24 protein-coding genes and 1 pseudogene are annotated in these 26,778 nt (G+C 42.2%); 15 read left to right on the top strand and 10 right to left on the bottom strand.

The window, feature by feature from the left end; translation table 11 throughout:
• Positions 1–104 precede the first annotated feature (104 nt).
• Entirely contained in the window at positions 105–626 is a 522-nt protein-coding gene (locus tag KT990_RS06560; protein ID WP_218209348.1) for a GspH/FimT family pseudopilin, read from the bottom strand.
• Between the two features lie 375 nt (positions 627–1,001).
• Here KT990_RS06560 and omp38 point away from each other — a divergent pair, with 375 nt between their 5' ends.
• Positions 1,002–2,129, top strand: a complete 1,128-nt coding sequence (gene omp38 / locus KT990_RS06555) for an outer membrane protein Omp38 (RefSeq protein WP_218209347.1) — start codon at positions 1,002–1,004, stop codon at positions 2,127–2,129.
• A 103-nt stretch (positions 2,130–2,232) separates the two neighbouring features.
• Entirely contained in the window at positions 2,233–2,766 is a 534-nt protein-coding gene (locus KT990_RS06550; RefSeq protein WP_218209346.1) for a peptidase C39, read from the top strand.
• 52 nt (positions 2,767–2,818) lie between these two features.
• On the opposite strand, the gene KT990_RS06545 is transcribed toward KT990_RS06550, so the two are convergent.
• From KT990_RS06545 to KT990_RS06535, 3 genes are all read right to left on the bottom strand, one after another.
• Positions 2,819–4,282, bottom strand: a complete 1,464-nt coding sequence (locus tag KT990_RS06545; protein ID WP_005097999.1) for an amino acid permease — start codon at positions 4,280–4,282, stop codon at positions 2,819–2,821.
• The gene (locus KT990_RS06540; RefSeq protein ID WP_218209345.1) at positions 4,282–5,316 is read right to left on the bottom strand and encodes a methyltransferase; all 1,035 of its coding nucleotides are present in this window, start codon (positions 5,314–5,316) and stop codon (positions 4,282–4,284) included. The genes KT990_RS06545 and KT990_RS06540 overlap by 1 nt, the downstream gene beginning before the upstream one ends.
• Positions 5,317–5,382: 66 nt before the next feature.
• On the bottom strand, positions 5,383–6,753 hold the full coding sequence (locus KT990_RS06535; protein ID WP_005097996.1) for a uracil-xanthine permease family protein: 1,371 nt from the start codon (positions 6,751–6,753) through the stop codon (positions 5,383–5,385).
• Positions 6,754–6,927: 174 nt separating this feature from the next.
• Here KT990_RS06535 and typA point away from each other — a divergent pair, with 174 nt between their 5' ends.
• Both typA and mscL read left to right on the top strand, forming a co-directional pair.
• Positions 6,928–8,766: a translational GTPase TypA gene (gene typA, locus KT990_RS06530; RefSeq protein WP_005097994.1), complete on the top strand. Its 1,839-nt coding sequence runs from the start codon at positions 6,928–6,930 to the stop codon at positions 8,764–8,766.
• Between the two features lie 182 nt (positions 8,767–8,948).
• A complete protein-coding gene (gene mscL, locus KT990_RS06525) occupies positions 8,949–9,389 on the top strand; it encodes a large conductance mechanosensitive channel protein MscL (RefSeq protein ID WP_074383487.1) in 441 nt (146 codons plus the stop codon).
• A 100-nt stretch (positions 9,390–9,489) separates the two neighbouring features.
• On the opposite strand, the gene KT990_RS06520 is transcribed toward mscL, so the two are convergent.
• Positions 9,490–9,774: a peptidylprolyl isomerase gene (locus KT990_RS06520; protein ID WP_004281718.1), complete on the bottom strand. Its 285-nt coding sequence runs from the start codon at positions 9,772–9,774 to the stop codon at positions 9,490–9,492.
• Complete coding sequence (gene mutM, locus KT990_RS06515) at positions 9,771–10,631, bottom strand: bifunctional DNA-formamidopyrimidine glycosylase/DNA-(apurinic or apyrimidinic site) lyase (protein WP_159516689.1); 861 nt, start codon at positions 10,629–10,631, stop codon at positions 9,771–9,773. Before mutM ends, KT990_RS06520 begins: the two co-directional genes overlap by 4 nt.
• A 397-nt stretch (positions 10,632–11,028) precedes the next feature.
• Between mutM and KT990_RS06510 the strand changes: the two genes are divergently transcribed.
• The 3 genes from KT990_RS06510 (at position 11,029) to KT990_RS06500 (ending at position 14,486) form a co-directional block, all read left to right on the top strand.
• Positions 11,029–12,294, top strand: coding sequence for a carbohydrate porin (locus KT990_RS06510; protein WP_218209344.1), 1,266 nt, complete (start codon positions 11,029–11,031; stop codon positions 12,292–12,294).
• Between the two features lie 93 nt (positions 12,295–12,387).
• On the top strand, positions 12,388–13,497 hold the full coding sequence (locus KT990_RS06505; protein ID WP_218209343.1) for an NADH:flavin oxidoreductase/NADH oxidase: 1,110 nt from the start codon (positions 12,388–12,390) through the stop codon (positions 13,495–13,497).
• A gap of 62 nt (positions 13,498–13,559) precedes the next feature.
• Positions 13,560–14,486, top strand: coding sequence for an AEC family transporter (locus KT990_RS06500; RefSeq protein WP_005097988.1), 927 nt, complete (start codon positions 13,560–13,562; stop codon positions 14,484–14,486).
• A 1-nt stretch (position 14,487) separates the two neighbouring features.
• Here KT990_RS06500 and KT990_RS06495 read toward each other — a convergent pair whose 3' ends face one another.
• Both KT990_RS06495 and KT990_RS06490 read right to left on the bottom strand, forming a co-directional pair.
• The gene (locus KT990_RS06495; protein ID WP_180049532.1) at positions 14,488–14,730 is read right to left on the bottom strand and encodes a hypothetical protein; all 243 of its coding nucleotides are present in this window, start codon (positions 14,728–14,730) and stop codon (positions 14,488–14,490) included.
• Positions 14,731–14,745: 15 nt separating this feature from the next.
• Entirely contained in the window at positions 14,746–15,543 is a 798-nt protein-coding gene (locus KT990_RS06490) for a tetratricopeptide repeat protein (protein ID WP_218209342.1), read from the bottom strand.
• A gap of 434 nt (positions 15,544–15,977) precedes the next feature.
• On the opposite strand from KT990_RS06490, the gene KT990_RS06485 reads away from it, so the two are divergent.
• Positions 15,978–16,223: a hypothetical protein gene (locus KT990_RS06485; RefSeq protein ID WP_005169535.1), complete on the top strand. Its 246-nt coding sequence runs from the start codon at positions 15,978–15,980 to the stop codon at positions 16,221–16,223.
• A gap of 52 nt (positions 16,224–16,275) precedes the next feature.
• Here KT990_RS06485 and KT990_RS06480 read toward each other — a convergent pair whose 3' ends face one another.
• Complete coding sequence (locus tag KT990_RS06480; protein ID WP_180049534.1) at positions 16,276–17,001, bottom strand: YgfZ/GcvT domain-containing protein; 726 nt, start codon at positions 16,999–17,001, stop codon at positions 16,276–16,278.
• 116 nt (positions 17,002–17,117) lie between these two features.
• Positions 17,118–19,235: a multicopper oxidase family protein gene (locus KT990_RS06475; RefSeq protein WP_218209341.1), complete on the bottom strand. Its 2,118-nt coding sequence runs from the start codon at positions 19,233–19,235 to the stop codon at positions 17,118–17,120.
• Positions 19,236–20,020: 785 nt separating this feature from the next.
• Between KT990_RS06475 and acnD the strand changes: the two genes are divergently transcribed.
• The 7 genes and pseudogenes from acnD (at position 20,021) to KT990_RS06440 (ending at position 26,754) form a co-directional block, all read left to right on the top strand.
• A complete protein-coding gene (acnD, locus tag KT990_RS06470; RefSeq protein WP_218209340.1) occupies positions 20,021–22,639 on the top strand; it encodes a Fe/S-dependent 2-methylisocitrate dehydratase AcnD in 2,619 nt (872 codons plus the stop codon).
• Between the two features lie 80 nt (positions 22,640–22,719).
• Complete coding sequence (locus KT990_RS06465; RefSeq protein ID WP_218209339.1) at positions 22,720–24,153, top strand: tetratricopeptide repeat protein; 1,434 nt, start codon at positions 22,720–22,722, stop codon at positions 24,151–24,153.
• Positions 24,154–24,261: 108 nt separating this feature from the next.
• Positions 24,262–24,405, top strand: a complete 144-nt coding sequence (locus tag KT990_RS06460; protein WP_004645925.1) for a zinc ribbon-containing protein — start codon at positions 24,262–24,264, stop codon at positions 24,403–24,405.
• Positions 24,406–24,569: 164 nt separating this feature from the next.
• Positions 24,570–24,791, top strand: coding sequence for a hypothetical protein (locus KT990_RS06455; RefSeq protein WP_005104128.1), 222 nt, complete (start codon positions 24,570–24,572; stop codon positions 24,789–24,791).
• A gap of 113 nt (positions 24,792–24,904) precedes the next feature.
• Positions 24,905–25,165 carry a hypothetical protein gene (locus KT990_RS06450; protein WP_218209338.1) on the top strand — a complete coding sequence of 87 codons (261 nt, stop codon included), beginning with the start codon at positions 24,905–24,907 and terminating at the stop codon, positions 25,163–25,165.
• A 531-nt stretch (positions 25,166–25,696) separates the two neighbouring features.
• Entirely contained in the window at positions 25,697–25,945 is a 249-nt protein-coding gene (locus tag KT990_RS06445; protein ID WP_218209337.1) for a DUF6868 family protein, read from the top strand.
• 96 nt (positions 25,946–26,041) lie between these two features.
• A pseudogene (locus tag KT990_RS06440) lies at positions 26,042–26,754 on the top strand (SIMPL domain-containing protein).
• Positions 26,755–26,778 lie beyond the last annotated feature (24 nt).

Below are 26,778 nucleotides of genomic sequence, written 5' to 3'. Positions count from 1 at the left end.
ATCTCCGTATAAGTTTTAATCAATTTTTCAAACATAAGCAGTATATTGAAAAAAACCCAGGATTGAAGGGTTAATCGCAGTTAATCTTAAACTGGATAGTTCTGTTAGCATGAGGAGAGGCTTTCTACCCGGATATGCCCCATTTTACTCAACACGATGCGCTGTTGGCTCGAAAGCTGAGTGGAACAATAATAGAAACTGCCATTTGAACCAATCGGAAGGGCTGTATGTGCCTGATAAGTGACACTCGGTGAGCTTAAAGCACCCCGCCAGCTCAGGTTGCCATATTTAAGATTCAGTGCATCAATGTGTAAAATTTGTTCACCTGCATCGACTTGCCGGTTTTTATTTTTATCAATAAAGACCAGTATATTTTTATTCCATTGATTGGGGTGACAGCTGAGTGAATCCTGACTGGGACAGATCACAATATTCTGGTGAAACACGGCAGCCTGACTACGTGCATAACGGTTAACCGCAGATAATTTGATAGGAATCTGTTTGGCTTCCTGTCTGGACTGATATTCATGAAAGTAAGGCAGGGCAATACTGGCCAAAATTGCAAGCACTGCAATACAGATAATCAATTCAACAATAGTGAACGCTCTTGTTATTTTTCTATACATAGAGTTACCTGATTTATATATTATTTTTATAGGAAACATGTTATTAATTATGCGTTTTTTATGCTTTGTTGAGCGTGTAATTTAGCTGTTACTCAAAATTCAAGAAAGCTATTAAAAAATAATTGGCAATCACAATAGGCCATTCAGAATAAAAAATTGAGTAAAAAATTACTGAATTACAACGGAAATTGTAAGTAATTTTGTCAATAATTTACTTGATTAAATTAATCAAGCACTTGGAAAAATAATAAAGTGTTTGTATGATGCCATGTGAATAGCTTAAGAATAAAACTGGGGTAATAAAAAGCCTATCTCAGGATGGCCTATTACGGGCTTGAGCTTGAACAACAATTGTTATCTCTGGAGGATAAATCCATGAAAATGAGTCGTATTGCTTTAGCTATGCTTGTAGCTGCACCTTTTGCTGCTGCAAATGCAGGCGTAACTGTTACTCCATTAATGCTGGGTTATACTTGGCAAGACACTAAACACAACAATGGTCAGTCACAGTTGTTATCATCACAACTTGGTCAAGGCGAAATGAAAGACGACTTGTTCGTTGGTGCAGCGCTTGGTGTTGAATTGACTCCATGGTTAGGTTTTGAAGCTGAATATAACCAAGTGAAAGGCGATGTTAGCCAAATGAATGGTTCGCGTAATCGTGAACAACGTCCTGATACACAAGTTCTACCTGGTGCTGAGTACAAATCAACTCAAATCAATGGTAACTTCTATGTTACTTCTGATTTAATCACTGGCAACTATGACAGCAAAGTGAAGCCTTATCTATTAGCGGGTGCCGGTCACTACAAATACAAATTTGATGGCGTAGGTCGTGAGAACTCTGTAAATGCAGCAAATGCGATTGACCGTGGTAACACTGAAGAAGGTACTCTAGGTAATGCAGGTATCGGTGCATTCTGGCACATTAACGATGCATTGGCGCTCCGTACAGAAGCTCGTGGTACTTATCACTTCGACGAACAGTTCTGGAACTATACAGCGCTTGCTGGTCTTAACGTAGTTCTAGGTGGCCGTCTGAAACCAGCTGCTCCAGTAGTAGAAGTTGCTCCAGTTGAGCCTGTAACTCCGGTTGCTCCAGCTCCACAAGAGTTGACTGAAGACCTGAACATGGAACTTCGTGTGTTCTTTGATACCAACAAATCAAACATCAAAGATCAATACAAACCTGAAATCGCGAAAGTTGCTGAGAAGTTAGTTGAATATCCAAACGCTACTGCTCGCATCGAAGGTCATACTGATAACACTGGTCCACGTGCACTAAACGAACGTTTGTCTCTGGCTCGTGCTAACTCTGTTAAATCTTCACTTGTGAACGAATACAACGTAGATGCATCTCGTTTGTCTACTCAAGGTTTCGCTTGGGATCAACCGATTGCTGACAACAACACTAAAGAAGGTCGTGCTATGAACCGTCGTGTATTCGCGACGATCACTGGTAGCCGTACTGTACTAGTTGAAGGTCAACAACAAGCTCAATAATTAATTATTGAATTGTTAAAAAAGCGGCTCCTATGAGCCGCTTTTTTTATATCTGAATTTTGACTACACTACCTAGGCACTGAAAATGTAGTTGAGTAAAAGCGTGAGTATAGAAATTCCGGAAGATTTACAAAATCTGGAAGCCAATAGCGGAATTTTCTCGATCTGGATGATTTTTCATCATTATGGGATTGATCTGCATATTCCGGACTTGGTTCAGCTCTGTCGCCATGATCCCGAGATGGGAGCCTCAACTATTGGCCTTGCAGTGGCTTTGCAGACGCTGGGACTGCATGTTGCTTTTTTTAGCGAATATGATGCAGATAAACAGCCAGTCGAGCTTGATTTTTATCAACAAGCACAGACACTTAAAATACCTGTTGAAGAGCGTGTGATCTCTTATACAGAAATCCAGCAGCAGGTGGAAGCAGGCCGTTTCGTGATTGTTTTCTACGATACCTTAGAAGGGGTCGGTAATCATTCATTGATCTATGCAATAGATGAACATGAGATCAGTTTCTTTGACAGTTTTGATGCGATGCCGGCAGATGTATTCGAGCAGCAGCGTCAGGCAGAGGGGATCTGTCAGCAAGTGATTGTGATTGATGACCGTAATTTTGTCATGCGGCATAACTAATCTAAGAAATTAAAAAATCAGCCCGTAGACTGATTTTTTAATTTATGATGGTTTATTCCTGATCAAGTTTCATAGGTTGTACATCCATCTCTTGATAAGACACCAGTTTGGATTTTTTCTTCCATTTGTATCCGAACCAGATTGCCAAGAACAATGGAATACTGATATAGGTCGAGAGAACCCCCATCCATTGACCTGCCAGAACATCCTGATAGTTTTGACCAAGGACGACAATCGCACAGAGAATAAAAGCAAACCAAGGAGCAAAGGGGAAGAACTTGGCGCGATAAGCCAGATCTTCCAGTTTGTAGCCTTGAGCCAAGTAACCTTTGCGGAAGCGATAGTGTGAAATCGCAATCCCGAGCCAGACAATAAAGCCGCACATGCCCGACATATTGAGTAGCCAGTTAAAGACTTCCTGTTCACCGAAGAAGGTGGTCAGGAAACACAGTGCTGCGATCGCAGTGGTGGCATACAGGGCATTCATCGGTACACCACGTGGATCCAGACGGCCAAACAGTTTTGGCGCACTACCTTTACGTGCCATATCAAATAGCATGCGTGTAGATGAATACATGCCTGAGTTACCCGCAGACAGAATGGCTGTCAAAATCACCGCATTCATAATGCTCGCAGCAAAGGCAAAGCCGGCCTTTTCATAGAGCAGGGTAAAAGGAGAAAGCGCAATATTGTCGGTCGCAGCCGCCTGTAATAAGCGTGGGTCATTGTAGGCAATTAATGTGCCGATAATGAAAATACACACGATATAAAATAACAGGATACGCCAGAAAATCTGCTTGATTGCCACCGGAATGGTTTTCTTTGGATCTTTCGATTCGCCCGCAGCCACCCCGACCATTTCGGTTCCTTGAAAGGAGAATCCGGCAATCATCGCCACGCCAATTAAGGCTTGGAAACCACCGACAAAAGGTGCGTCACCAATACTCCAGTTGGCAAATGCTTCTGCGCCTGGGGTCAGCATAATCTTCACGATCATCCAGATACCGATAATGATAAAGGCAATAATCGCGACAACTTTCACCAGAGAGAAGAAGAATTCAGATTCACCAAAGCCTTTAACTGTCAGGGCATTAATCCCAAAAATAATGGCCAGGAAAATTGCACTCCAATAAACACCAGGAATATCGGGAAACCAGAATTTCATGATGAACTGAACGGCAACCAGCTCAAAAGCTACGGTAATGGCCCAGTTGTACCAGTAGTTCCAGCCCAAGGCGAAACCAAAACCGCCCTCGACATATTTAGTGCCATAAGTGAAAAATGCACCCGAGGTGGGATTATGCGTGGCGAGTTCGCCCAAACTGGTCATCAAGAAATAAATCATGACACCAATCAGTGCATAAGCAAGTAGTGCTCCGCCTGGCCCGGCATTGGCAATGGTCGCACCCGAGGCCAGGAATAGACCTGTACCGATGGATCCGCCAATGGCGATCATATTCAGATGACGAGCACCCAGCTTACGCTGCAGCTGCATCGTATTTTGCGTTTCGCTCATCATGATTCCTTAACATTTTTTTGTGTGCTAGCGAACAGCACTTTAAAGCCTTGTTGATCCGCTTTCACTGTGCAGCGACCAAAGTTTTGTTCAATCAGGGTCGGGTAGTTTAAGAAACGGTTGGCCACGATCCAAAGCTCGCCACCTGATTTTAAATGACGACGCGAAGTTTTACACAAGGTTTCGCTGGCCGTGTAATCGGTCTCGATTCCCATATGAAAAGGCGGATTACTGACAATGGCATGCAAGAACAAGGGTGCATCAGCAATGCCAGTGACCGCTTTAATTTCGATCTGTTCAGGGCTAAGCTGGTTTTCATCAAAGGTCATTTGGGTGGAGGCCAGCGCAAAGGCATCAACATCCATGGCAAAAATCCGGTTTTTCGGATTCAACTTTGCCAGATACGCACTAATCACACCTGCGCCACAACCAAAGTCAGCGATTTTACCCGAGGTAACTTGTGACAAATAAGGTAATAAGGTGGCAGTCCCAATATCTAAACGGTTTTGACTAAACACGCCCGGCAGGGCACAAATATTCAGGTCACCATTCGGGGTCGAGACGCTATAACGCTGTGCCCAGTCTGCAAGTGATTTTTTCTCGACCGTGTGGTCTAGAACCAGTTGCCAAAGCTGGCAATGACGTGCGCTATCCAGTTTGAGGGTTTTACCATAAGGCTGCAACTGTTTGGCTGCACGCTCTATCCCGCCTTTCTTTTCACCAACCAGGAAAATACTGCTGCCCGGTTTAAGTTGTGCTGCCACATTATGCAGTAAATAATTGAGCAGTTCTTTAGACTTGGGTACAAAAATAACCGCCTGATCAAACTCAGCTTCAGGCATCTCTGCGCCAAAGTGGACATCTGCTTGTTGCAACTGGAAATATTGAAAATCATTAAAATTCCATGTCCAGACAGCGGGATTGATAGAGGCATCGAATTCAGCGAGTAGATCATCTGTCGGTGCATTAATGAGTAAGATGCGACCCGACAAAAAATCATATTGTCTTAATAAAACTTCGCTTTTAGGATCCATAGGTATCTCTCCAATATAAAGAACACTGCCTAAGTCTGACCTAGACAGTGTTCTTTGGACATGAAATTACTTCTTTGTTTCAGGAAGTACAACATTCAGAATAAGGGCAGCAATACCGCCAGTGGCAACGCCTGAGCTAAAGATATTACGGAATAACTCAGGAAGATGCTCAAGAATTTGTGGAACTTGTGCAACACCTAAACCCAGTGCCAGTGAAATCGCAATAATCAGCAGGGCACGGCGATCCAGATGTACGCCAGACAGAATATTAATGCCGGAAGCTGCTACTGCACCAAACATCACCATCACTGCACCACCCAGTACCGCTTGCGGAACCGCCTGGATAATCCCGGCAACCGCAGGCAGCAAACCCAGAATGATCAGTAAAGCAGCAATCCAGATGCCGACATAACGGCTCGCTACACCCGTCAACTGAATCACACCGTTATTTTGTGCAAATACCGAACTTGGGAAGGTGTTAAAAATACCGGCAAGGAATGAATTGGCACCGTTAACCAATACACCGCCTTTAATGCGCTGCATCCATTTTGGCCCATCGACTGGCTGGTTAGAAAGCTTTGAGGTCGCCGTGATATCGCCAATCGCTTCTAAAGAGGTCACCAGATAAATGAATGCCATCGGAATAAACAGGCTCCAGGAGAAGCTTAAACCGAAATGCATTGGAGTTGGAATCTGTACCAGTGGGGCATCTTTTAAGCCGGAAAAATCCAGATGGCCCATAAAGCCGGCCAGGATATAACCACAAACCAAAGCAATCAAAATGGCAGAACTTTTTACCCAGGTAATCCGGATACGGTTCAGGATAATGATCAGCGCCAAGACTGTGCAGGACATGATTAGGTTGTCTGCATTGGCAAAAGTTTTATCGCTCATGGCCTGATAACCACCGCCCATACTGATTAGACCTTCTTTAATTAAGGTTAAACCAATCAGAAGGACGACAATCCCGGTCACCAAAGGGGTAATCAGTTTTTTTATCCAAGGCAGAATCTGGGACACGCCCATTTCAATAAATGCACCTGCAATCACCACACCAAAAATTGCTGCCATGACTGACTCAACTGGCGTACCGGCAGCAACCATGGCTGAACCAATACCAATAATTGGGCCGATAAAGTTAAAGCTGGTTCCCTGAACAATCAACAGACCGGCACCAAAAGGTCCGACTTTTTTAGACTGTAAAAAAGTCGCGATACCTGAGATCACCAGGGACATGGACAAAATCATGTTGGTGTCTTCTTTGGATACCCCAAGTGCCAGACAAATTAGCAAGCCAGGGGTCACGATCGGGACAATAATTGCCAATAAATGTTGGAATGCAGCTAAAAAAGCAATAAATGGTTTTGGACGATCATCCAGACCATATACCAGGTCGAGTTGATCTTTAGGAGGAGGAGATTGATTAAAATCAGACATGTGTCAATGCAAATTAGGGCAGGGTGGCGCTATTCTAATCGAGTTACACGCCTTTACAAAATCAAAAAAAGCCCATCTCCTTAAAAAAAGTTGAGGAGTGTGGTAACAGTGACTATAAAAGTTTTGTATTTTTCTGTATAATTTGCCCTCAAATTACATACGCATTGAATTTACATGTCAGATATTAAAACTCTCCGTAACATCGCCATTATTGCGCACGTCGATCATGGTAAAACCACTCTTGTAGACAAACTTTTGCAACAATCAGGTGCTCTCGGTGATCGCGCGGGTGAGATTGAGCGTGTCATGGATTCTGGCGCTATCGAAAGTGAACGTGGTATTACCATTCTTGCAAAAAACACTGCAATTAAATGGACGGATGCACGTACCAATACTGAATATCGCATTAACATCGTGGACACCCCGGGACACGCCGACTTCGGTGGTGAAGTTGAACGTGTAATGTCGATGGTTGACTGCGTACTTCTTCTTGTCGATTCACAAGAAGGCCCGATGCCACAAACACGTTTCGTAACGCAAAAAGCGTTCGCACGTGGTTTGAAGCCAATCGTAATTATTAACAAAGTTGATAAGCCAAGCGCACGTCCAGACTGGGTGATTGACCAGGTATTCGATTTGTTCGATAACTTAGGTGGTTCTGACGAACAGTTAGACTTCCCGGTCGTTTATGCATCTGGTCTTCGTGGTGTGGCGGGTCCTTCTCCAGAAGAACTTGCTGACGACATGACACCATTGTTCCAAACAATTGTAGACATCGTTGAACCGCCAGCAGTTGACGTTGATGGTCCATTCCAAATGCAAGTGTCTTCACTTGACTATAACAGCTTCGTAGGCGTTATCGGTGTTGGTCGTATTCAACGTGGTTCAGTTAAATTGAACACGCAAGTGACTGTAATCGACAAAGAAGGCAAGACACGTAACGGCCGTATCTTAAAAATCATGGGTTATCATGGTTTAGATCGTGTGGACATCGAAGAAGCCAATGCAGGTGATATCGTTTGCGTAACAGGTATCGATGCATTGAACATTTCTGACACGATTTGTGATCCGAAAGCTGTTGAAGCGCTTCCACCGCTTTCTGTAGATGAACCTACAGTCACAATGACATTCCAGGTAAACAACTCACCGTTTGCTGGTAAAGAAGGTAAATTCGTAACTTCACGTAACATTCGTGAGCGTCTAGATCGCGAATTGATCCACAACGTCGCATTACGTGTTGAAGACACTGACAGTCCTGACCGTTTCAAAGTGTCTGGCCGTGGTGAACTTCACCTTTCAGTTTTAATTGAGAACATGCGCCGTGAAGGCTTCGAGATGGGTGTATCTCGTCCGCAAGTCATCTTGAAAGAAATTGACGGTCAAATGCAAGAACCGTACGAAAACGTGACGTTTGACGTTGAAGAACAGCACCAAGGTTCTGTAATGGAGCAAATGGGCAGCCGTAAAGGCGAGATGACCAATATGGAAGTTGACGGTAAAGGCCGTATCCGTATTGAAGCAACTGTTCCTTCACGTGGCTTGATCGGTTTCCGTTCTGAATTCATGACGATGACTTCAGGTACGGGTATCATGACATCAAGCTTCTCGCATTATGGTCCAATGAAACAAGGCCAAGTTGCGAAACGTCAAAACGGTGTGTTGATCTCTATGGTTCAAGGTACTTGCCTGGGCTATGCATTGTTCACATTACAAGACCGTGGTCGTCTATTCGCTAAGCCTCAGTTAGAAGTTTACGAAGGTATGATTATTGGTATTAACTCACGTTCTGACGACATGACTGTGAACCCGACTAAGGCAAAACAGTTAACCAACGTACGTGCATCTGGTACTGATGAAGCATTAACACTTGTTCCTGCAGTTGAATATACGCTTGAACAAGCGCTTGAATTCATTGAAGATGACGAACTAGTTGAAGTAACACCGAAGTCAATCCGTATCCGTAAGCGTTATTTGACTGAAAACGAACGTAAACGTAACCGTTCAGGTAAATAATCTGTAGATTATTGATCTAAGATTTCTAAGCCGCAATCTTTTCAAAGGTTGCGGTTTTTTTGTATTAAAATTTTAACGAGAACCATAAAACTTATAAAAAACATCACCTTATATGAAAATGCAATCACTTATAATTAATGTATAATTCATCACAAACTTTAAAATGAATTATTGGAGAAAAAATGAGTATTATTCAAGAATTTAAAGAGTTTGCTGTCAAAGGCAATGTGATGGACCTCGCGGTCGGTGTCATTATTGGTGGAGCATTTGGTAAAATTATTGATTCTTTTGTAAAAGATATCATCATGCCAATCGTTAGCTGGATTTTAGGTGGGGATGTTGACTATTCTAACTGGTTCCTGGTACTGGGTGATAATCCTAATAATGTCACTTCTTTGACAAATGCACAGGCTGAAGGCCTGAATGTATTTGCTTATGGTAACTTCCTAACGATTCTGATTAATTTCCTGTTGTTGGCATGGGTGGTATTCTTACTGGTGAAAATGATGAATAAACTTCGTCGTAAACAGGCAGAAGAAGCACCTGCACCTGAAGCCACCCCTGAAGATATCGAATTATTGCGTGAAATTCGTGATGAATTGAAAAAACGTCCTGAAGCATAAGCGTTCTGACACAAATAAAAAACGGCGCCTCTTGTGCCGTTTTTTTAATCCTCCTAAATCCCCCCTTTTGTTAAAGGGAGGTGGGGAGAGATTTATAAGATTAAAAATCCATCCGGAACTTAATTTCTACCAAATGAAAACCAAACTGGCTTTTGACCGGACCATGTAAGACCCGTTCAGCAGCCGTAAACACCAGCTTATCAATGACAGGCACCAGTTGGCCTTTTTTTACTTCGCCCAGTTCTCCGCCACGCTTGGCAGAATTACAGGTTGAATATTGTTTGGCGATTTTATTAAAGTCAGCGCCACTCAAAATCTTCTTTTTAAGCTGCTCGGCAGTTTCTTTATCTTTAACCAGAATATGACGCACAATGGCTGTTTTCATGACTTTTCCCCTCGTACAGTTGCCAGTTTTTTGACAGGGAGTTGCATCTTTTTCAAAGGCTGACATTCTGGACAGAACACAGAAGCACGTTGTCCCAGTTTAATATTTTCAAGCGTGGTCTCACAGTTCACGCACATTTCCCCGGCACGACCATAGGCCAGCAGCGTTTGCTGAAAATAGCCATTTTCCCCCATGGCGTTGGTGTAATCCCGTAATGTCGACCCGCCTAAATCAATGGCCTGTTTTAATATGCGCTTGATTTCCAGCACTAATTTTTCGATCTGTGCCAAGCTTAAAGTCGAGGCGGGTTGTGCTGGATGAATGCCCATATTGAACAGACTTTCGGTTGCATAAATATTGCCGACACCTACCACCACATGGTTATCCATAATCGCAACTTTGGTGCCAACATTTTTATTTTTCAATTTTTCAAATAAATACTGAGAATTAAAATTTTCACTCAGGGGTTCTGGTCCCAGCGTATCAATCAGTTTGCTTTGTGACTGCGCATCCAGCCATAAAATACAGCCAAAACGACGCGGATCATGATAACGCAATTCAATATCATCAAACTGAATAATCAGATGATCATGTTTGCGTAATTCTTCAGTTGTTTCACACAAACGAAAGCTGCCAGACATGCCTAAATGCCAGAGCATGGTGTCGTGCTCAAACTCAGCCAGAATATATTTGGAACGGCGCGACAGGTTGAGTAATTTCTGCCCGACCAGCTTTTGTATATTTTCGGGAATGGGCCAGCGCAAACTTGACTGACGGATTTCAACCCGTTTTACACGTTGTTCTAACAAGGGTAATAAACTGGTTTTGGTGGTTTCTACTTCTGGTAATTCAGGCATAACACATCAGAGGCGAGGGAGATGCAGCTAATATTGGGCGAATTTACGGAGATTACAAGTCTTAATGGGGATGCAACCATTAGAAAATGACTGGGGATTTCATGTTTATTGGAGGTGTAAGAGCTTAAAGAATAAGCTGTTTTTTTGCATGTTTAGACCAAAAATTAAAGAAATAAAAGGAATGAAAAAATAAATAAATCCTAAGTTTTTGAAAAACATATAAATAATTTAACTATTTTGAAATAAAATTATATTTTTTGTATTAAGGCATAACTAAAAGTTTAATCAATAATAAAAAAAATAATAAGAATTTATAGGAAAAGTTATGTAAATTCATGCACCTAATAGCAATTTTAAAAACCTTGCTTGTTTTTCTCTCCGAATGTTTAGGTTTTACATGAAATATTTAGGTTTCGCTTTATTGCCATTAATGGCTGCCATGACAACCGCGCAGGCAGAATCTGCATTTGATCCGCAAGGTCAATATTTACTAGGGGGTTGGAATGGTCAACGTACAGAACTGGCTCAGCAAGGGATTAAATTTGAAGCCAATCTGCTAACTGATACAGCCTATCTTGCGGATGGTGGCCGGAATGCAGGCGCAGATCCATTAACTTCTGCCCAGTTATGGGTGGGAACTCAACTGGACCTAGAAAAACTGGCGGGATGGAACGGTGTCACGGTACGTGCTGCAATGAGTGCGCGCCAAGGCCAAAGTACGTCTATCCGTGATTTGCAAGATCCATCAGCGCCACAGATGGCCAATGCACAAGGTACGTTTGGGCGTGGCAATCAGGATAGCCGTCTGAGTGAACTTTCGATTGAAAAGAATTATAAAGAGCAAGGACTGAGTATTAAGGCTGGCCGTTTGGGTCTGGGCATGGACTTTAATGTGATGGCCTGTGACTTTGCCAGTACAGCATTTTGTGCTGCGCAGATGGGTAAATGGCAAGGCAATATCTGGATGAATACGCCAGTATCACAATGGGGTGCACGTATAAAGCAGCAACTAAACCCTGAACTTGCAGTACAAGTCGGTGTTTATGAGTTTAATCCGGACAATGGCAATGGTGCTAAAGAAGGTCAAGGCTGGAGTTTGGATACTACGCATGCCGATGGCGTGACCATTCCAGCAGAAATTGTATGGACACCCAAATCACTCATCAATAACTTGCCGGGTAGCTACCGTGTGGGTGGGATGTACAATACTGCGGATGATCCAATCAATCAAAAAGATATTGTCACTGGCCAAGCTGAAGATCGTACCTTTGCAGGCTGGTTGGCCATCGAACAGCAATTAACTTCAACAGGTCAGGGGCGTCAGGGCCTGCATTCATTTGCCAATTTCACCTGGCATGACCGTGTAACCAATAAAGTCGATCATTCACAACAGCTTGGGGTGAAATATATTGGCCTGCTCGACAGTCAACCGAATGATATTTTGGGTCTGGCAGTTAACCGTGTGCACGTGAATAATCGCTTTGCAGAGTCGCGTCCAGCTTTCAATACCGATGCAGAATACAATATCGAACTTAACTATAGCTATAATGCAACAAAGTGGCTGATGCTACGTCCAAACCTGCAATATGTAGTCAATCCAGGGGCAACCAACAACGTAGATAATGCACTGCTACTTGGTTTAACCAGCCGCATCATCTTCTAAAAAGTGATCGTTCACGTTATAACTAAACAGGCTTTTTAAAGCCTGTTTTTTATTGCCCGATCATACTTCACATGAATAAAGAGGGATTGCCACGTGACATTATTATTTCAACCGCTAAAGTTTGGTTCATTATCACTCAGCAATAAAATTATTATTGCACCCATGTGTCAATATTCAGCCACAGATGAGGGTGAAATCACGTATTGGCATGAGCAGCAATGGGCGAATTATGCGCTCTCTGGCGCCGGACTCTGTATTGTCGAGGCGACTGCTGTACAACCAGAAGGTCGTATCAGTTATGCAGACCTGGGATTGTGGAATGATCAGCAAGCTGCCCAGATCAAAGCATTATTGGCCAAAGTTAAATCTATATCGCCAATGCCATTTGCTATCCAGCTTGCACATGCCGGACGTAAAGCCTCTACAGATAAACCATGGGCAGGTAGAGGCCAGTTTAAACCGGATGAGGCACATGGCTGGCAAACTGTTTCTGCCAGTGATCTTCCTTTTCAGGCAGACGAACATCCTCCTAAAGCGCTGAATCAGGCAGAGATTGATCAGGTCATTGCAGACTTTGCAGAAAGTGCCAAACGCGCAGTTGATGCAGGCTTTGACCTGATTGAACTACATGCAGCACATGGTTATCTGTTACATCAGTTTATGTCGCCACTTTCCAATAAGCGTGAGGATAAATATGGCGGTTCACTGGAAAACCGGATTCGCCTGACGCTGGAAGTATTGCAAGCGATGAAGGCAGCAGTTCCGGAAGATTATCCAATCGGAGTGCGTATTTCAGCGAGTGACTGGATGGAGCATGAGGATAGCTGGAATATTGATTCTTCGGTTGAACTCTCTAAAGCCCTCGAAGCGATGGGCGCAGCTTATATTCATATTTCCAGTGCCGGTTTACATGTCAAACAGAACATTGATGTGAAACCGAACTATCAAGTACCTTTTGCAGATACCATCAAAAAAGCCGTCAATATTCCGGTAATTGCTGTAGGTTTAATTACCGAAGCAGAACAGGCAGAACATATTCTGCAAAAAGGGCAGGCCGATGCCATCGCTATTGCACGCGCGATTCTCTACGATCCACATTGGCCTTGGCATGCAGCTGCGGCACTTGAAGAAAAACTAAAAATTTCACCCCAATATCTTCGCAGTGCTCCGCATGGTCTAAACCATTTGTTTGAGCCTTTTTAACAATCTTTTCTAAGCAGGAAGGTCGTATAATAGTCACTCATTGCAAATGAGGACGCTGCATTATGATTTTTGCGGTCATTGTGCCCATTTTTTTATTGTTGGCACTGGGTTATCTGACTGTAAAAAGTCAAGTGTTAGACAAAGAACAAGTGGGTACAGTCGGTGCTTTTGTCATTAAAGTGGCGTTGCCTCTGCTGTTTTTCCAGTCTCTCGCCTCTAAAGACCTGCATGAAATCTGGTATTTTGAATACTTTGCGGTGTATAGCAGCGTAACTTTACTGCTCTATGGTAGCGGTTTCTGGATGATGCGCCGTTATTTTCAGAATACGCATTCGCAGAGTGCAGTATTGTCGCTGGGCGCCGCGATGTCGAATACCGGACTTATTGGTACGGCCGTGCTTAGTCTGTTAATCGGGCAGCAGGCCATGACTTATACTTCTCTGGTGGTCATCATTGAAAGTATGTTGCTGATTCCTTTGGTACTGGTCATGGCTGCGCTGGGAACACAGCATCAGGCAAATCTTGGCTCCATTTTTAAAAGTGTGGTGCTGACTTTAGTAACAAACCCCTTATTTATGGGGGTCGTACTGGGTATGGCCTGTGCGATTTTCCAGATTAAAATTCCGCTCTATATCGATCAGGTTTTTGCCTTGATCGGGCAGACAGCATCGCCATTGGCCTTGTTTGCAATTGGTGGCGGTATTGTGGGAATGAGCCTGAAATACGTTAATCTGCAAAGTTTCTATCTGGTGTTTTCTAACAACATTATGATGCCGCTGCTGATGTATCTTGGCCTCAGTCAATTGACCAGTTTAAGTCAGGAAATGGTTCATGCGGGTACTTTGATTGCTGCCTTACCGATGCCAACAATCTTCGGTATGTTGGGACAGGCCTATGGTTTAAATGATCGAGCCTTAACACCACTGCTGATGAGCACCATCGCTGGTTTTATCGTGACCAGCGGCCTAATTGCCTTGTGGTGGGGATAGCTCATTCCAGGATTGATTCTCTCCTTATAAAAAGCCCCATATTGGCATTTTCTTTTTTAAATTTATGATTATATTTTACAGGTAGAAAAGTCAGCCGCAACTGTTTGAGGCATACGGTGTATTGTACCGCAAGATTAAAAATGATTGTTTTTGCGACAAATTTACCAGTGGATGCTGGCTGACGAGTTTTGCGATGAGAGTATGGCTCCGCAAGATACTTTTCTTGCGAAGCTCCGCTTTTCATTGGGGCGAAACCAAATTAACTCTTTTTGGCAGGTATTTTTTTCTGCTCCGCCATCATTTTGTCTACTGCTGCCAAAGACTCTTTAGCCTGCGGAATATTTTGCTGTGCCAATGCAGCAAAGATTTTTTTCGCTTCAGGCAAGTTTTGCTGCACGATACTGCCATTGGCAAACATATTGCCGACAGCCATCAGGGCAGGGATATAGCCTTTTTTCGCCAGATCCTGAATACTGCTTAAACCTTGCTGAATCGGTTTTTCATCTTTGTTTTTAAAACCAGAGCTGATGTCATATAAGGCTTTGGCGTGAATCGCTTGCATATTACCTTTTGTGATTAATGGTTGCAGCTTTTGTAGTCCGATTTTATTTGAGGCAGGGGTATTTTCAGCAAATAACAGCACAGCCAGATCTACACTGGCATCATCAAAGTTGGCTGCTGAGGCACGTTCCAGATACTGTTTGGCTTTGCTTAAATCCTGCTTTAGTCCTAATGTACCCGCCGCATAATTTTTGCTCAGTACATAATTGGCCACAGGGTAACCTTTGCTGGCTGCCTGTTCATAGAGCTGGATGGCTTTTTTCTCGTCTTTGGCAGTGCCCTGGCCGGTCTGGGTTAAATAGCCTAAGTTATATATGGCTTGGGCATTTCCCTGACTAGCCAATTGATTTAAAGCGTCATAGGCGCCTTTGAAATTATTGGCTTTCACCATGGCTTCAATTTTTACAAACTGGGGGTCAGCCTGATCTTTTACAGTATTTGCCAGAGTGAATTGCGCAGAAACTGCAAGAACGGTAGCGAGTATTAACTTTTTCATGGTTCCTATAACCTTATTATTGCTGGCACCTAAGTCCTTGGTGCGGTTTTAATCATTTTCACTTACATCATAAAAGGATTTTGTGCTTTGTAAATATACAATTTGTCATTAGAGTTCTTTCATAAATCATTTTTTAATTATTATAAATGAAATTCTATCTTCTTGTCGGAGACTTGCGCAGCATGCTCCTCATCCCGAAGGGAGAAGGGGGCGTTCAACATCTACATCTATTTAAATATGAATAAAGTTATCATTTCTTGAGTTAGGAAAGGGATTTACTCAAAATAAATCATCAAAGCAGGATATACCGATTTAATCAGATCACTGATCTGGATAACTTTCCTATCAATCATTCAGGTATTGAAAGGATTACTTTGCTTAAAGGAACTTCTCTGGTTAAATCTCGGTTTAAATCAGCCTCCCAGGATTGAACCATGTTTGTCAAAACGATTAAACGCCACTATGACAGAATTAACGTAGATGAAACGATTGCGGATGAAGACAAGATTGATGTACTGCTGATGAAGCTCGGTGCAGAATTTTTGATTAGTCAGGAAGACCGGGTTTACACCTTTCAAAAAGGTGAATTAACCACAAAATTTGATGCCAAACATGCTCGTGCTTATCACTTCAAAGATTATGTGGTGAAAGATATGAATAAGCTGTTTCATGGTTTCTAAAACAAAAAAAGCCAAGAGTTAAGTCTTGGCTTTTTTAGGGCCTAAACCGGAATTATTGCGGACGTGCTACATCACCGCTCAAAGCTTCAGGAAGTTCCAGAACCTCTAGACCCAACTCGGCCAATGCTTCAGGTTTGGCTACGACCAAGGCTTTATAGCCATCCTTCAGACTGATGCTATTCACGACTTCAACATTGTTGTTGAGCTGAGTGCCGACTACAGGTGCTTCACCCGTCGCTTGAATCAGATGCAGCCAATGTTTTGGCTTGGCTTTAAACCATAAGCGTGCAATGACTTCCTGACCTAAATAACAACCTTTGTCATAGTGAATGCTTTCACGTTGATGTAAGCGCAATTCCTGTGGTTGAAACAGGGTCGCAGTGGCCGCCTGAATCCAGGCCTGACCTGATTCAATGGCTTGCTGCTCCCAGGTCGCCACATCGGTTTCAGTTGCAACAAAGTCAGTATGAATATCATTGATCACAGGATAAACCGCACCGACCAGTTCCAGTTTCATTTTTGAAAAGGCACCAAATTTTTTAATATGATTCGCCAGTTCAGTGGCCTGATCGTCAGTACTTACAATTTCAAAGCTTTCCGGACTGAGCTTTTTAAGCCATAAGCCAAATTGAATACGGCCTTTCAAGCTACAGATCGCGGTATAACGTGTCTGGTTTTCAGCCAATGTTTCAGTATTCAAAGTCACCTGACCTTGAAGGAATTTTTGTGCATCAACACCATTCAGACTAAACAATGTAAAAGCAGGAGACGTTGCCATGATAAGCCCCAGTTTGAATACTATAAATCAATGCAGTTATTGTGCAGCAAGCATCAAATAGAGGCAAACAAAAAAGCCAACAATCTAAATCATCGGCTTTTATGGAATGATAATATTTAGTGGTGATGGCTAGCCGGTAATGGCGAATCACAAGGGAATTTACCGCCACAAATCCGAACATATTCCATCATGCCCTGATCTTCATGATCGAGAATATGACAATGCTGCACAAAATCACCTTCAAATTTCTTGTAATGGCTGCGGACAATTACCTGATATCCCTGTTTAACAAAGATTGTATCTTTAAACTGTCCTTTTAAGCCGCGGTATTGAATATCTTCCAGATTAGGATTTGGATCTACTGCCAGCGGAATATCGCTGACATCCTTACCCGTTGGATCCAGTACTTTTACAATCTGGAAGGGGTTCACATGGATATGATAAGGATGATTCAGGTTATTACTGCTAAGAATCCATTCATCAATTTGCCCAAATTCCAGTTTCCGTACATATGCACCTTCTACTGCATCCGCGCCGGTAAAGAGGTCACCAAAACTATAGATTCCCTCAATATCACTGTAACGGTAGCCAAACTTACCATTTGGACCAAAGCTGGCATCGAAGGTTGAGCGTTGTGGTGGACGGTTCTTTAAGCGATTTTCAATTTCAGTGGTCATCAGCGATGGATGGTCGATAAAGGCAGAAAGTTTTAACTGTGAGAGCTGGGTCTGAATTTCTTTGTTTAAGCCAATTTTCTGTGCCTGAGCTTGTAAAAACTGGGCTGGCGTTTGCGCTTTTAATTTACTCGCTTTGACATTCACCCATCCCAGTAGTTGGGCATTTAACGTATTACCCGGAGCGAGTTGAGGGGTAATTTGTCCGGATGTAGGGATGGCATTGATTTCATCATCAATGTTCAAGTTGGTGTCAAAAATACAGTATCTATTCGTGCTTGGGAAGGCGACCATCGCATCGTGACGGTAACCGGGTTGAAATATCGAGATTCTACGTGTCTGCACATGATCCATGGTTAAACCATCCTGAGCAATGGTATAGACCGGCAAGCTGGTGAGCTGATCAAAATCTGCTTTTTTGTCTTCTTCCTGAAATTCAGAACAAGCTTTAATGGTTTGTTCAGCGGTAAATTTTTGTGATTTTGGCAGTTCCTTAATAATAAGACCAAGGGTGTCGCGAACACCACCATGAATCATACGCCAGCGCTTAAACTGGTTTTGCTCAACTTGAATCTCGCCATGTACTTTGCCATTAATCGAGGTGTAATAATGATTTGCTCCCCATGAATTAAAGGCATTCAGGCCTTGATAATCTTCCAGCATACCGACTTCACCAGCATCACAATTATTGAGATTGGTTGTACCTGCCGGGTGAGTGCATCGATACTGAATTTGCTGAAACAGGAGGATATTTTCATTAGAATAGCTGTTCTTGCCTTTATCTTTCCACAGAATATCCATGTCTCCCGTCGATGTGATTTTGCCATTCCTGACTTGAGGAATACGGCTGCCTTCTACGATTAATGGGCCAGCCATGCCGCTAGAGACCTGAATAGCCGTTGAACCATGTAGATGAGCGTGATACCAGTAAGTACCCGCAGGATGATTTGGTTCCATTTTGAATTGATAGTCAAATTTTTCCTGTGGTTTGAACTTCAGGAAAACATTGTCGCTATTGCCTTGCGGGCTGACCCAGAGGCCATGAGTGTGCAGATTGGTGGTATTAAAACAATGTGGGTCATTCGCATCGAGAATATGTTCTGGGCAGGTTGCTGTGGACTCCGTGGGCAGTTGGTTATTCAAATGCACAGAAAAGGTTTCTCCCTGTTTGACCCGAATCTGGGGCCCGACCAGCCGGTCTTCGACATATTCACCTGCTTTTTTCTTATTAAATACACTTGGCTTGGTCACATAGCCACGGAGCACCAGTTGATCCCATGTTCCTTTTCTGGGGTTATACAACTTATCCGTTTTATACGCGATGATCAGTTCGTATTTGCCTTTGGCATTTTTCTGTAGCAATGGCGGATTACTGATCAGAGAATCCGAAGTTGTTGGAACGGGTGGTGGCTGAGTCGGGTTGTTCGGGTTACTTGGATTTGACGGATTATTTGGATTTGAAGGGTTATAGGGGTTAGGAGGGTTTTTAGCTCCATTCCAGTTTGACGCCAGTACGGCTATGACCGCTGCTATGACACCGATAATCGCAAGCTGTAACATCGTAATCACCTTTATCTACTTTTGTGATGAGTATTGTTGTTGTGAAGTAATTACTGTTTAGATTTACTTAATTGAGAGAAGAACTGTTATCACCAAATTAGGGGGAAGGAGATAAACGGTATGTCTAAAGTATTCTTTCTTTGGTGTTGAAATTGCTAATTTGTATGTAAATCTTTAATTATTCGATAATATTTATACATATTAAAATAGTTATAAAATTTGTAAGAAAGTCTTACGGAATTTATGGAATTGAATCAGGACACAGCTTTTAAATGGTTCTATCGCTGAAATACGATGATTTTCGGAATTATTGTATAAGGATGTTTTGAAGATATGCTTAATAGCCAGTTTTTATCAACAAGCCGCTTGCATATAAAGACCTAAATTTAAGAGAAGAAATTTATTTGGCTTTTAATAGTTGGCTTTTAATCGGTTATAGGGTCTATTCGCTGCTTAAAATACAGCTCATAAAAGTTGCATGAATATGAAATAAAGCCTGTTTATTGCGCCTATATGTTGATTGTTTTTTATGCTGTTGTGAGTGTCTCATACTAAAGAATGAGATGAATTTTCTACGATTTTTCAAAAAAATAGAAGTTTAGAGCCAAAATTCTAAAGGCCAGATAACAAATTGATTAAAATAAGCCGATTTATATATTTAAACTATTGAAAATTATAAGATTTGGGAAATGGACTTTCGGCAGCGTACAATGCCTTGATTAAAAAACAAGTCATCAATAAATTTTGATGTGCAAAAAAGAGTAATAAACGAGGGCAGGCAAGCTATGAACAACAACTACCGTAAACCGCTGCAATCCACCCAGCTGGAATATTATGACGTGCGTCAGGCCGTAGAAGATATTCAGCCAGGCGCATATGCCAAACTTCCTTATACCTCCAAAGTGCTTGCTGAGCAGCTGGTTCGTCGTTGTGATCCTGCCATTTTAGAACAGTCTTTGCGCCAGCTGATTGAGCGTAAACAGGAACATGATTTTCCATGGTATCCGGCACGTGTGGTCTGTCACGACATCTTGGGACAAACAGCTTTGGTCGATCTTGCCGGCTTACGTGATGCAATTGCAGAACAGGGCGGTGACCCGGCTAAAGTCAATCCAGTGGTACCGACCCAGCTGATTGTCGATCACTCGCTCGCAGTGGAATTTGGCGGTTTTGATCCGGATGCTTTTGAGAAAAACCGTGCCATTGAAGACCGTCGTAATGAAGATCGTTTCCATTTTATTGAATGGACCAAAACTGCCTTTGAAAATGTCGATGTGATTCCTGCCGGTAATGGCATCATGCACCAGATCAACCTGGAGAAAATGTCTCCGGTGATTCAAAACCGTGATGGCCTGGCATTCCCGGACACCTGTGTCGGTACAGATTCACATACCCCACATACTGATGCGCTTGGCGTGATCTCGATTGGTGTTGGTGGACTCGAAGCCGAAAACGTGATGCTGGGGCGTGCGTCTTGGATGCGTCTGCCGGATATTATTGGGGTGGAGTTTGTTGGTCAGCGTCAGCCGGGCATTACCGCAACCGATATTGTGCTCGCACTGACAGAATTCCTGCGTAAAGAACGTGTGGTCGGGGCATACTTAGAATTCTTCGGTGAAGGTGCCGACAGCATGTCAGTGGGTGATCGTGCCACGATTTCCAACATGACTCCGGAATACGGTGCAACCGCTGCGATGTTCTATATCGATCAGAACACCATTGATTATCTGACTTTGACCGGTCGTGAAGCAGAGCAAGTCAAACTGGTTGAAACTTATGCCAAAGAGATTGGTCTGTGGGCATCGGATATGACTCAGGCAGAATATCCACGTGTATTGCGTTTTGATCTTTCAACAGTAACCCGTAACATTGCTGGCCCATCCAATCCGCATGCTCGTGTATCGACATCTGACTTAAAAGAAAAAGGCATTGCAGGTAATCTAGAGGCTGCACGTGCGCAAGAAGCTGAAGGTTTAATGCCAGATGGCGCGGTGATTATCGCGGCGATTACGTCTTGTACCAATACCTCAAACCCGCGAAATACCGTGGCGGCAGGTTTGCTGGCGCGTAAGGCCAATGAATTGGGCTTGATCCGTAAACCTTGGGTGAAATCATCTTTTGCACCGGGTTCTAAAGCTGCGGCGTTATATCTTGAAGAAGCTGGCGTACTCAAAGATTTAGAAAAACTGGGCTTTGGTATCGTGGCTTATGCCTGTACTACCTGTAACGGCATGTCGGGCGCGCTAGATCCAAAAATTCAGCAAGAAATTATTGACCGTGACCTGTATGCCACAGCGGTATTGTCGGGCAACCGTAATTTCGATGGCCGTATCCATCCTTATGCGAAGCAGGCCTTCTTGGCTTCCCCGCCGTTGGTCGTAGCGTATGCGATTGCCGGTACGATTCGTTTTGATATCGAAACGGATTCACTTGGTAATGACAAAGATGGCAACCCGATTTATCTAAAAGACATCTGGCCATCGGATGAAGAAATTGATGCACTGGTGAAAGAGGCAGTGAAGCCGGAACAGTTCCGTCAAATCTATATTCCGATGTTTGATTTGGGTGTGAATGAAAAGGCGGCAAGTCCTCTCTACGACTGGCGTCCGCAAAGTACTTATATCCGCCGTCCGCCGTATTGGGAAGGTGCACTTGCTGCACCGCGTACCTTAGCCAATATGCGTCCACTGGCGATTTTGGGCGATAACATCACCACCGACCATTTGTCACCATCCAATGCAATTGTACTCGACAGTGCTTCAGGCGAATACCTGAAAAAAATGGGCGTGCCTGAGGAAGACTTTAACTCTTATGCAACGCATCGTGGTGATCACCTGACTACGCAACGTGCAACTTTTGCCAACCCGAAACTGTTTAATGAAATGGTGGTGCGTTCTGATGGCAGCATCAAGCAGGGTTCGAAAGCACGTGTGGAGCCTGAAGGCGAAGTGATGCGGATGTGGGAAGCGATTGAAACCTACATGAACCGTAAACAGCCGTTGATCATTATTGCCGGTAAGGATTATGGTCAGGGTTCTAGCCGTGACTGGGCAGCGAAAGGTGTACGTCTGGCTGGTGTGGAAGCGATTGTAGCGGAAGGTTTTGAGCGTATCCACCGTACCAACTTGGTCGGTATGGGGGTATTGCCGCTTGAGTTTAAGCCGGGTACAGATCGTAAGACTTTAGGTCTTGATGGTACTGAGCTGTATAGCGTGATTGGTAATATCGCACCACGTTCGACTTTGACTTTGGTGATTGAGCGTTCAACCGATGATGGTAAGAACCAGATTATTGAAGTGCCTGTGACTTGCCGTCTGGATACTGAAGAAGAAGTGCATGTGTATGAAGCGGGTGGGGTGTTGCAACGCTTTGCACAGGATTTTTTGGAAGGCCTAGTACATTGATGGTTTAAGTGAAAACTTATTGAAATATATTATGAAAAAACTTACTTTAGGGTAAGTTTTTTTATTTTAAAATTTATAAAATGTCTCATAAAATTAGTGATCTAAAATTAGCGAGTGAATTCACAGAGGAAATATATGAAGATTATTGTGTAGCTTTAGAATTTCTTAATCATAATCCAGATTATAGTCTTCTTAAATTTAGGCTCATTATAGAAAATACTATCAATGAAATAGCTAAGAGTAAAAAAATTGAGTTTGATACAGAAATTATTTTTAACCAAATTGAAGAATTATATGATATTCAAATTATTAATAAAGATTTGAGAGATAATCTACATTTAGTAAGAAAATTATGTAATAGCGGAGTGCATAAAAATAGCAATAGCAAATATGATAAAGATGAAAATGATTTTTATGAAAAAAGTAAGGAATTGCTTATTCAAAAATCACATGAGGTTAGGCAGAAACTGATAGTAATTTTTGTGGATACTCTAAATATTTTAAAACGTTGTCTCTATATAAGTATTAAAGATATTCAACTTACAAATATTAAGCAGCTAGAATTTAAAGATATTTTGTTCCAAGCAACTACAGAGTTGGATTATAAAAAGAAGTTAATAGCAGGTGTTGCTTGTGAAACAATTATAAAGGAACAGTCATTTGATAAAGGTTTAGTCGTAAGTTCAGCATTTAGTGCACATACTGATTCATTAAATGAAATTGCAATTAACTTTTATGATGCAGCATGTAAAATTTCTGCAGATTTAGATAAAAATATTTATATTTTTAAAGGTGATAAAGAAAAAGCTATTAATAAATGTGCAGCCTTAGAGGCTCTATATAGATATGCAAATAGTCTTTTAACTACACAAGATATAGAAGAAAACCCCAATTCAATCGCTTGGAAAAGATTGGAAGCTGCTGCTTTTAGAGGCTATTCACCTGCCCAAGGATTATATGGAGCTTATTTATACAAATTGAAAAAGTATGAGGATTCTCTTAAATATTTGATTGAAGCCCAAGCAAAAGATGATGTTATGGCTTTAAGGTTTTTATTTTATTACTACTCTGATGTTGATACAGGTGTCTTTGACAAGGAATTGGCCATAGACTACTTAGAAAAGGCAATTGATTTAGGATGTCCAGATTCATTAGCAACATTAGGTATGGAATATCATAAAGGCATTTTATTGACTAAAGATGATGAAAAGGCAGAACGGTATTTAAAAGAATCAATACATTTAGGAAGTGCTTTAGGGCGAAATTATTACATGATTGAGTTTAATGATTTAAAAGGTTTCTTAGCTTCAGGGCTTAAAGCCTTTGCAGATGCCTTGGATAAAGCTGCAAATAAAAACAAAAAGCAGCCGATTAGGAATATAAGCCAAAAAGTTAAGCCTAATGATCCATGTACTTGTTTATCAGGTAAAAAATATAAAAAATGTTGTTATTTACATGGAGGTATCAAGGTAAAGGAATCATTACAGGAATTTGTCAGAACCCAAATTTCATAAAATTTGGGTTAGCCCAAACGACATCATCATTTACAAAAATGGACAATAGACATTCATCACCAGAGGGTTATACTAGACAGACCATTTCTAAAACCATGGAGAACAAAGATGGTTACTGCTGGAGAAAAACCCGGAACAGGCTTCTATTTTTGTGTTCAATGCGGACACCGCACCTACTTAGAAATTGGTACTGATCGTTTACCACCGTGTACCAAATGCCAAGGCAATCAATTTAACAATAAGAATGCCTAAGCAAAACAACTCAAACAGTTACCCTCTGTTTTGAACGAAAGCCCTATTACTCGATAGGGCTTTTTGTTATCCAAACATCACTATTTATAGTTTAAGATTAATTGAAAACTAACCATTACAACCCCATCTAAAACCCTAGATTCACAGTGTTTAGGGCAGCTTAATTGCAACATTATCTTGATCTTAATCATGACTCAGGTGTCGCCAATTACGAGATTGGTAACGAGTTTATTCGTGTGCAATTTAAGAAAACCTCGAAAGTCTATACTTACAGCTATAGTAGTGCCGGTTATCAGCATGTCGAGAACATGAAACAGCTTGCCCGATATGGCGATGGGCTAAATGCCTATATTAACCAGCATACCCGTCAGCTCTTTGTACACTAAAATTGGTCTGCTTCTTGCTTCAATCCAAGTCTGAGACGGCAAATATTTAATAACAGCTAAATATCTGCCTTGAAATAGTGCATGTGCACATATTGGAAAGAGGGCAAGCGCATATGGAAATCAGAGACTACGCACCAGAATCAGGCAAATTAAGCAAAAAAGCCCATTTTTATTCTGCATGGCCATTAATTCTGATCCTGTTTGGGGGCGCGATTGGCTTGCTCTACGGCGTGATGGCATATTTGGTAAATCTGAAAATCTATAATTCTCAACTGACGAGACTCAATAAGGTTCTGGCTAATCTGCTGTGCGGGATGTCGGCGATCAGTATCTGGTGGTTTAGTGCACAATGGATTCAGGCTGCTTTGTTTTAATAAATAGTCATCATGTCTTGAAGATAAATTGCAATAAAGTCCATTTTTATCGAAGAAAAAAGCGTAAAAATTGAAGGATAGGGTTTATTTCCCTTAAATTAGATTAATAATGAAATAAATTTTCAAAAAATCTAAAAATTAAAAAAACATAGGAAATTAATCCCGTTCATTTTTGCCTAATATAGCTTTCAAGGGTGTGATGGGATCGGAAAGAGTAGCATGCTGTGAGCGGCGCAAAACGCGAGTGCAGTACGAACCCAAAAGGTCTCGATCCGGCTTAGGACGCTATAGACCACAAGTTTATAGGCTATAAGATCAAGTCTTACAAAGATTGATAGTTGAAGTAAACCATTAAACGTTTTCCCAACACCCTAAAAAATTCTCCGGCAATGCAACATAAGAAAGCATTAAAATAATAATAAATCAAAAACTTAAGAAAAATATTTATTCGAGCAGGATACAAATCAGTTCTCATTTTCCCAGATCAAAACTGTTATTTTTAAAGCATCAGCTGCCCGGTGGGGAATCGTGATGAATCTCGATATTTGGTGTCGTTTTTTGCTATTTTCCTTGCTCATCAATTACGTCATTCTTATGCTCTGGTTCACGGTTTTTGTATTTGCCCGAAACTGGATGAAACAAGTACACGGAAAATGGTTCCGGCTGTCTGAAGCCAGTTTCGATGTGATTCATTATTCGGGTATGGCGCTGTATAAAATTGGAATTTTGCTGTTTAACCTGGCGCCTTTCATTGCAATCTATTTGATCAAACAAAGTTAAGCGCGATCCTGAACTGAATCTTTCAATGACAAAAATAGCTTTGGATTAGTCCAGTTAAATAACAATTAAAACAGGATTTCAAAGGAGTGGATGCAGATGAATCAAGTCAAACCAGCACTGATTTTGGGTGCCTTGATTGCTTTAGGGATGATGCTTGCTGGCTGGATTCTAGGCAATAGTGCCCTGAAAATTAAACAGTATGAACGTATTGTTTCGGTCAAAGGCTTGTCGGAACGTGAAGTCAAGGCTGATGTAGCAGTATGGCCGATCCGCTTTAACGCTGGTAGTCAGGATCTGGCCGAGTTGTATGACACCATGCAAAGCAATACCCAGGAAATTCAGACTTTCTAAAAAATGAAGGCTTTAGTGCCGAAGAGATCACCAGTGCCTCACCGAGTATTACCGATAAATACGCGCAGCAATATGGCGGTGATGCCAATGTCGCCCTGCGCTATACCGCCAGCCAGACCATTACCGTCTATACCCACAATATTGATGCAGTCCGCAAGGCGCAAAGCCGTCTGGTGGCTTTGGGCAGAAAAGGCATTGCCTTTGCTGGAGATGATTCAGGTCAAAGAACCGAATATTTGTTTACCAAGCTGAATGACATCAAGCCGGCGATGATTGAACAAGCCACCGAAAATGCCCGCAGTGTGGCAGAAAAATTTGCTGCCGATTCAAAAAGCAGTCTGGGCAAAATCAAATCTGCCAATCAGGGCCTGTTTAGTATTGAAGATCGTGACAGCAATACGCCTTATTTGAAGAAAGTCCGCGTGGTCTCGACGGTCGATTATTATCTGGCAGATTAATTTATCTGGCTCTGCGCAGTGATT

Source organism: Acinetobacter sp. F9 (assembly GCF_019195275.1).
GTDB lineage: Bacteria > Pseudomonadota > Gammaproteobacteria > Pseudomonadales > Moraxellaceae > Acinetobacter > Acinetobacter pseudolwoffii.
The sequence above is the reverse complement of the archived record's forward strand: the minus strand, read 5'-3'. Positions and strand labels throughout refer to the sequence as shown.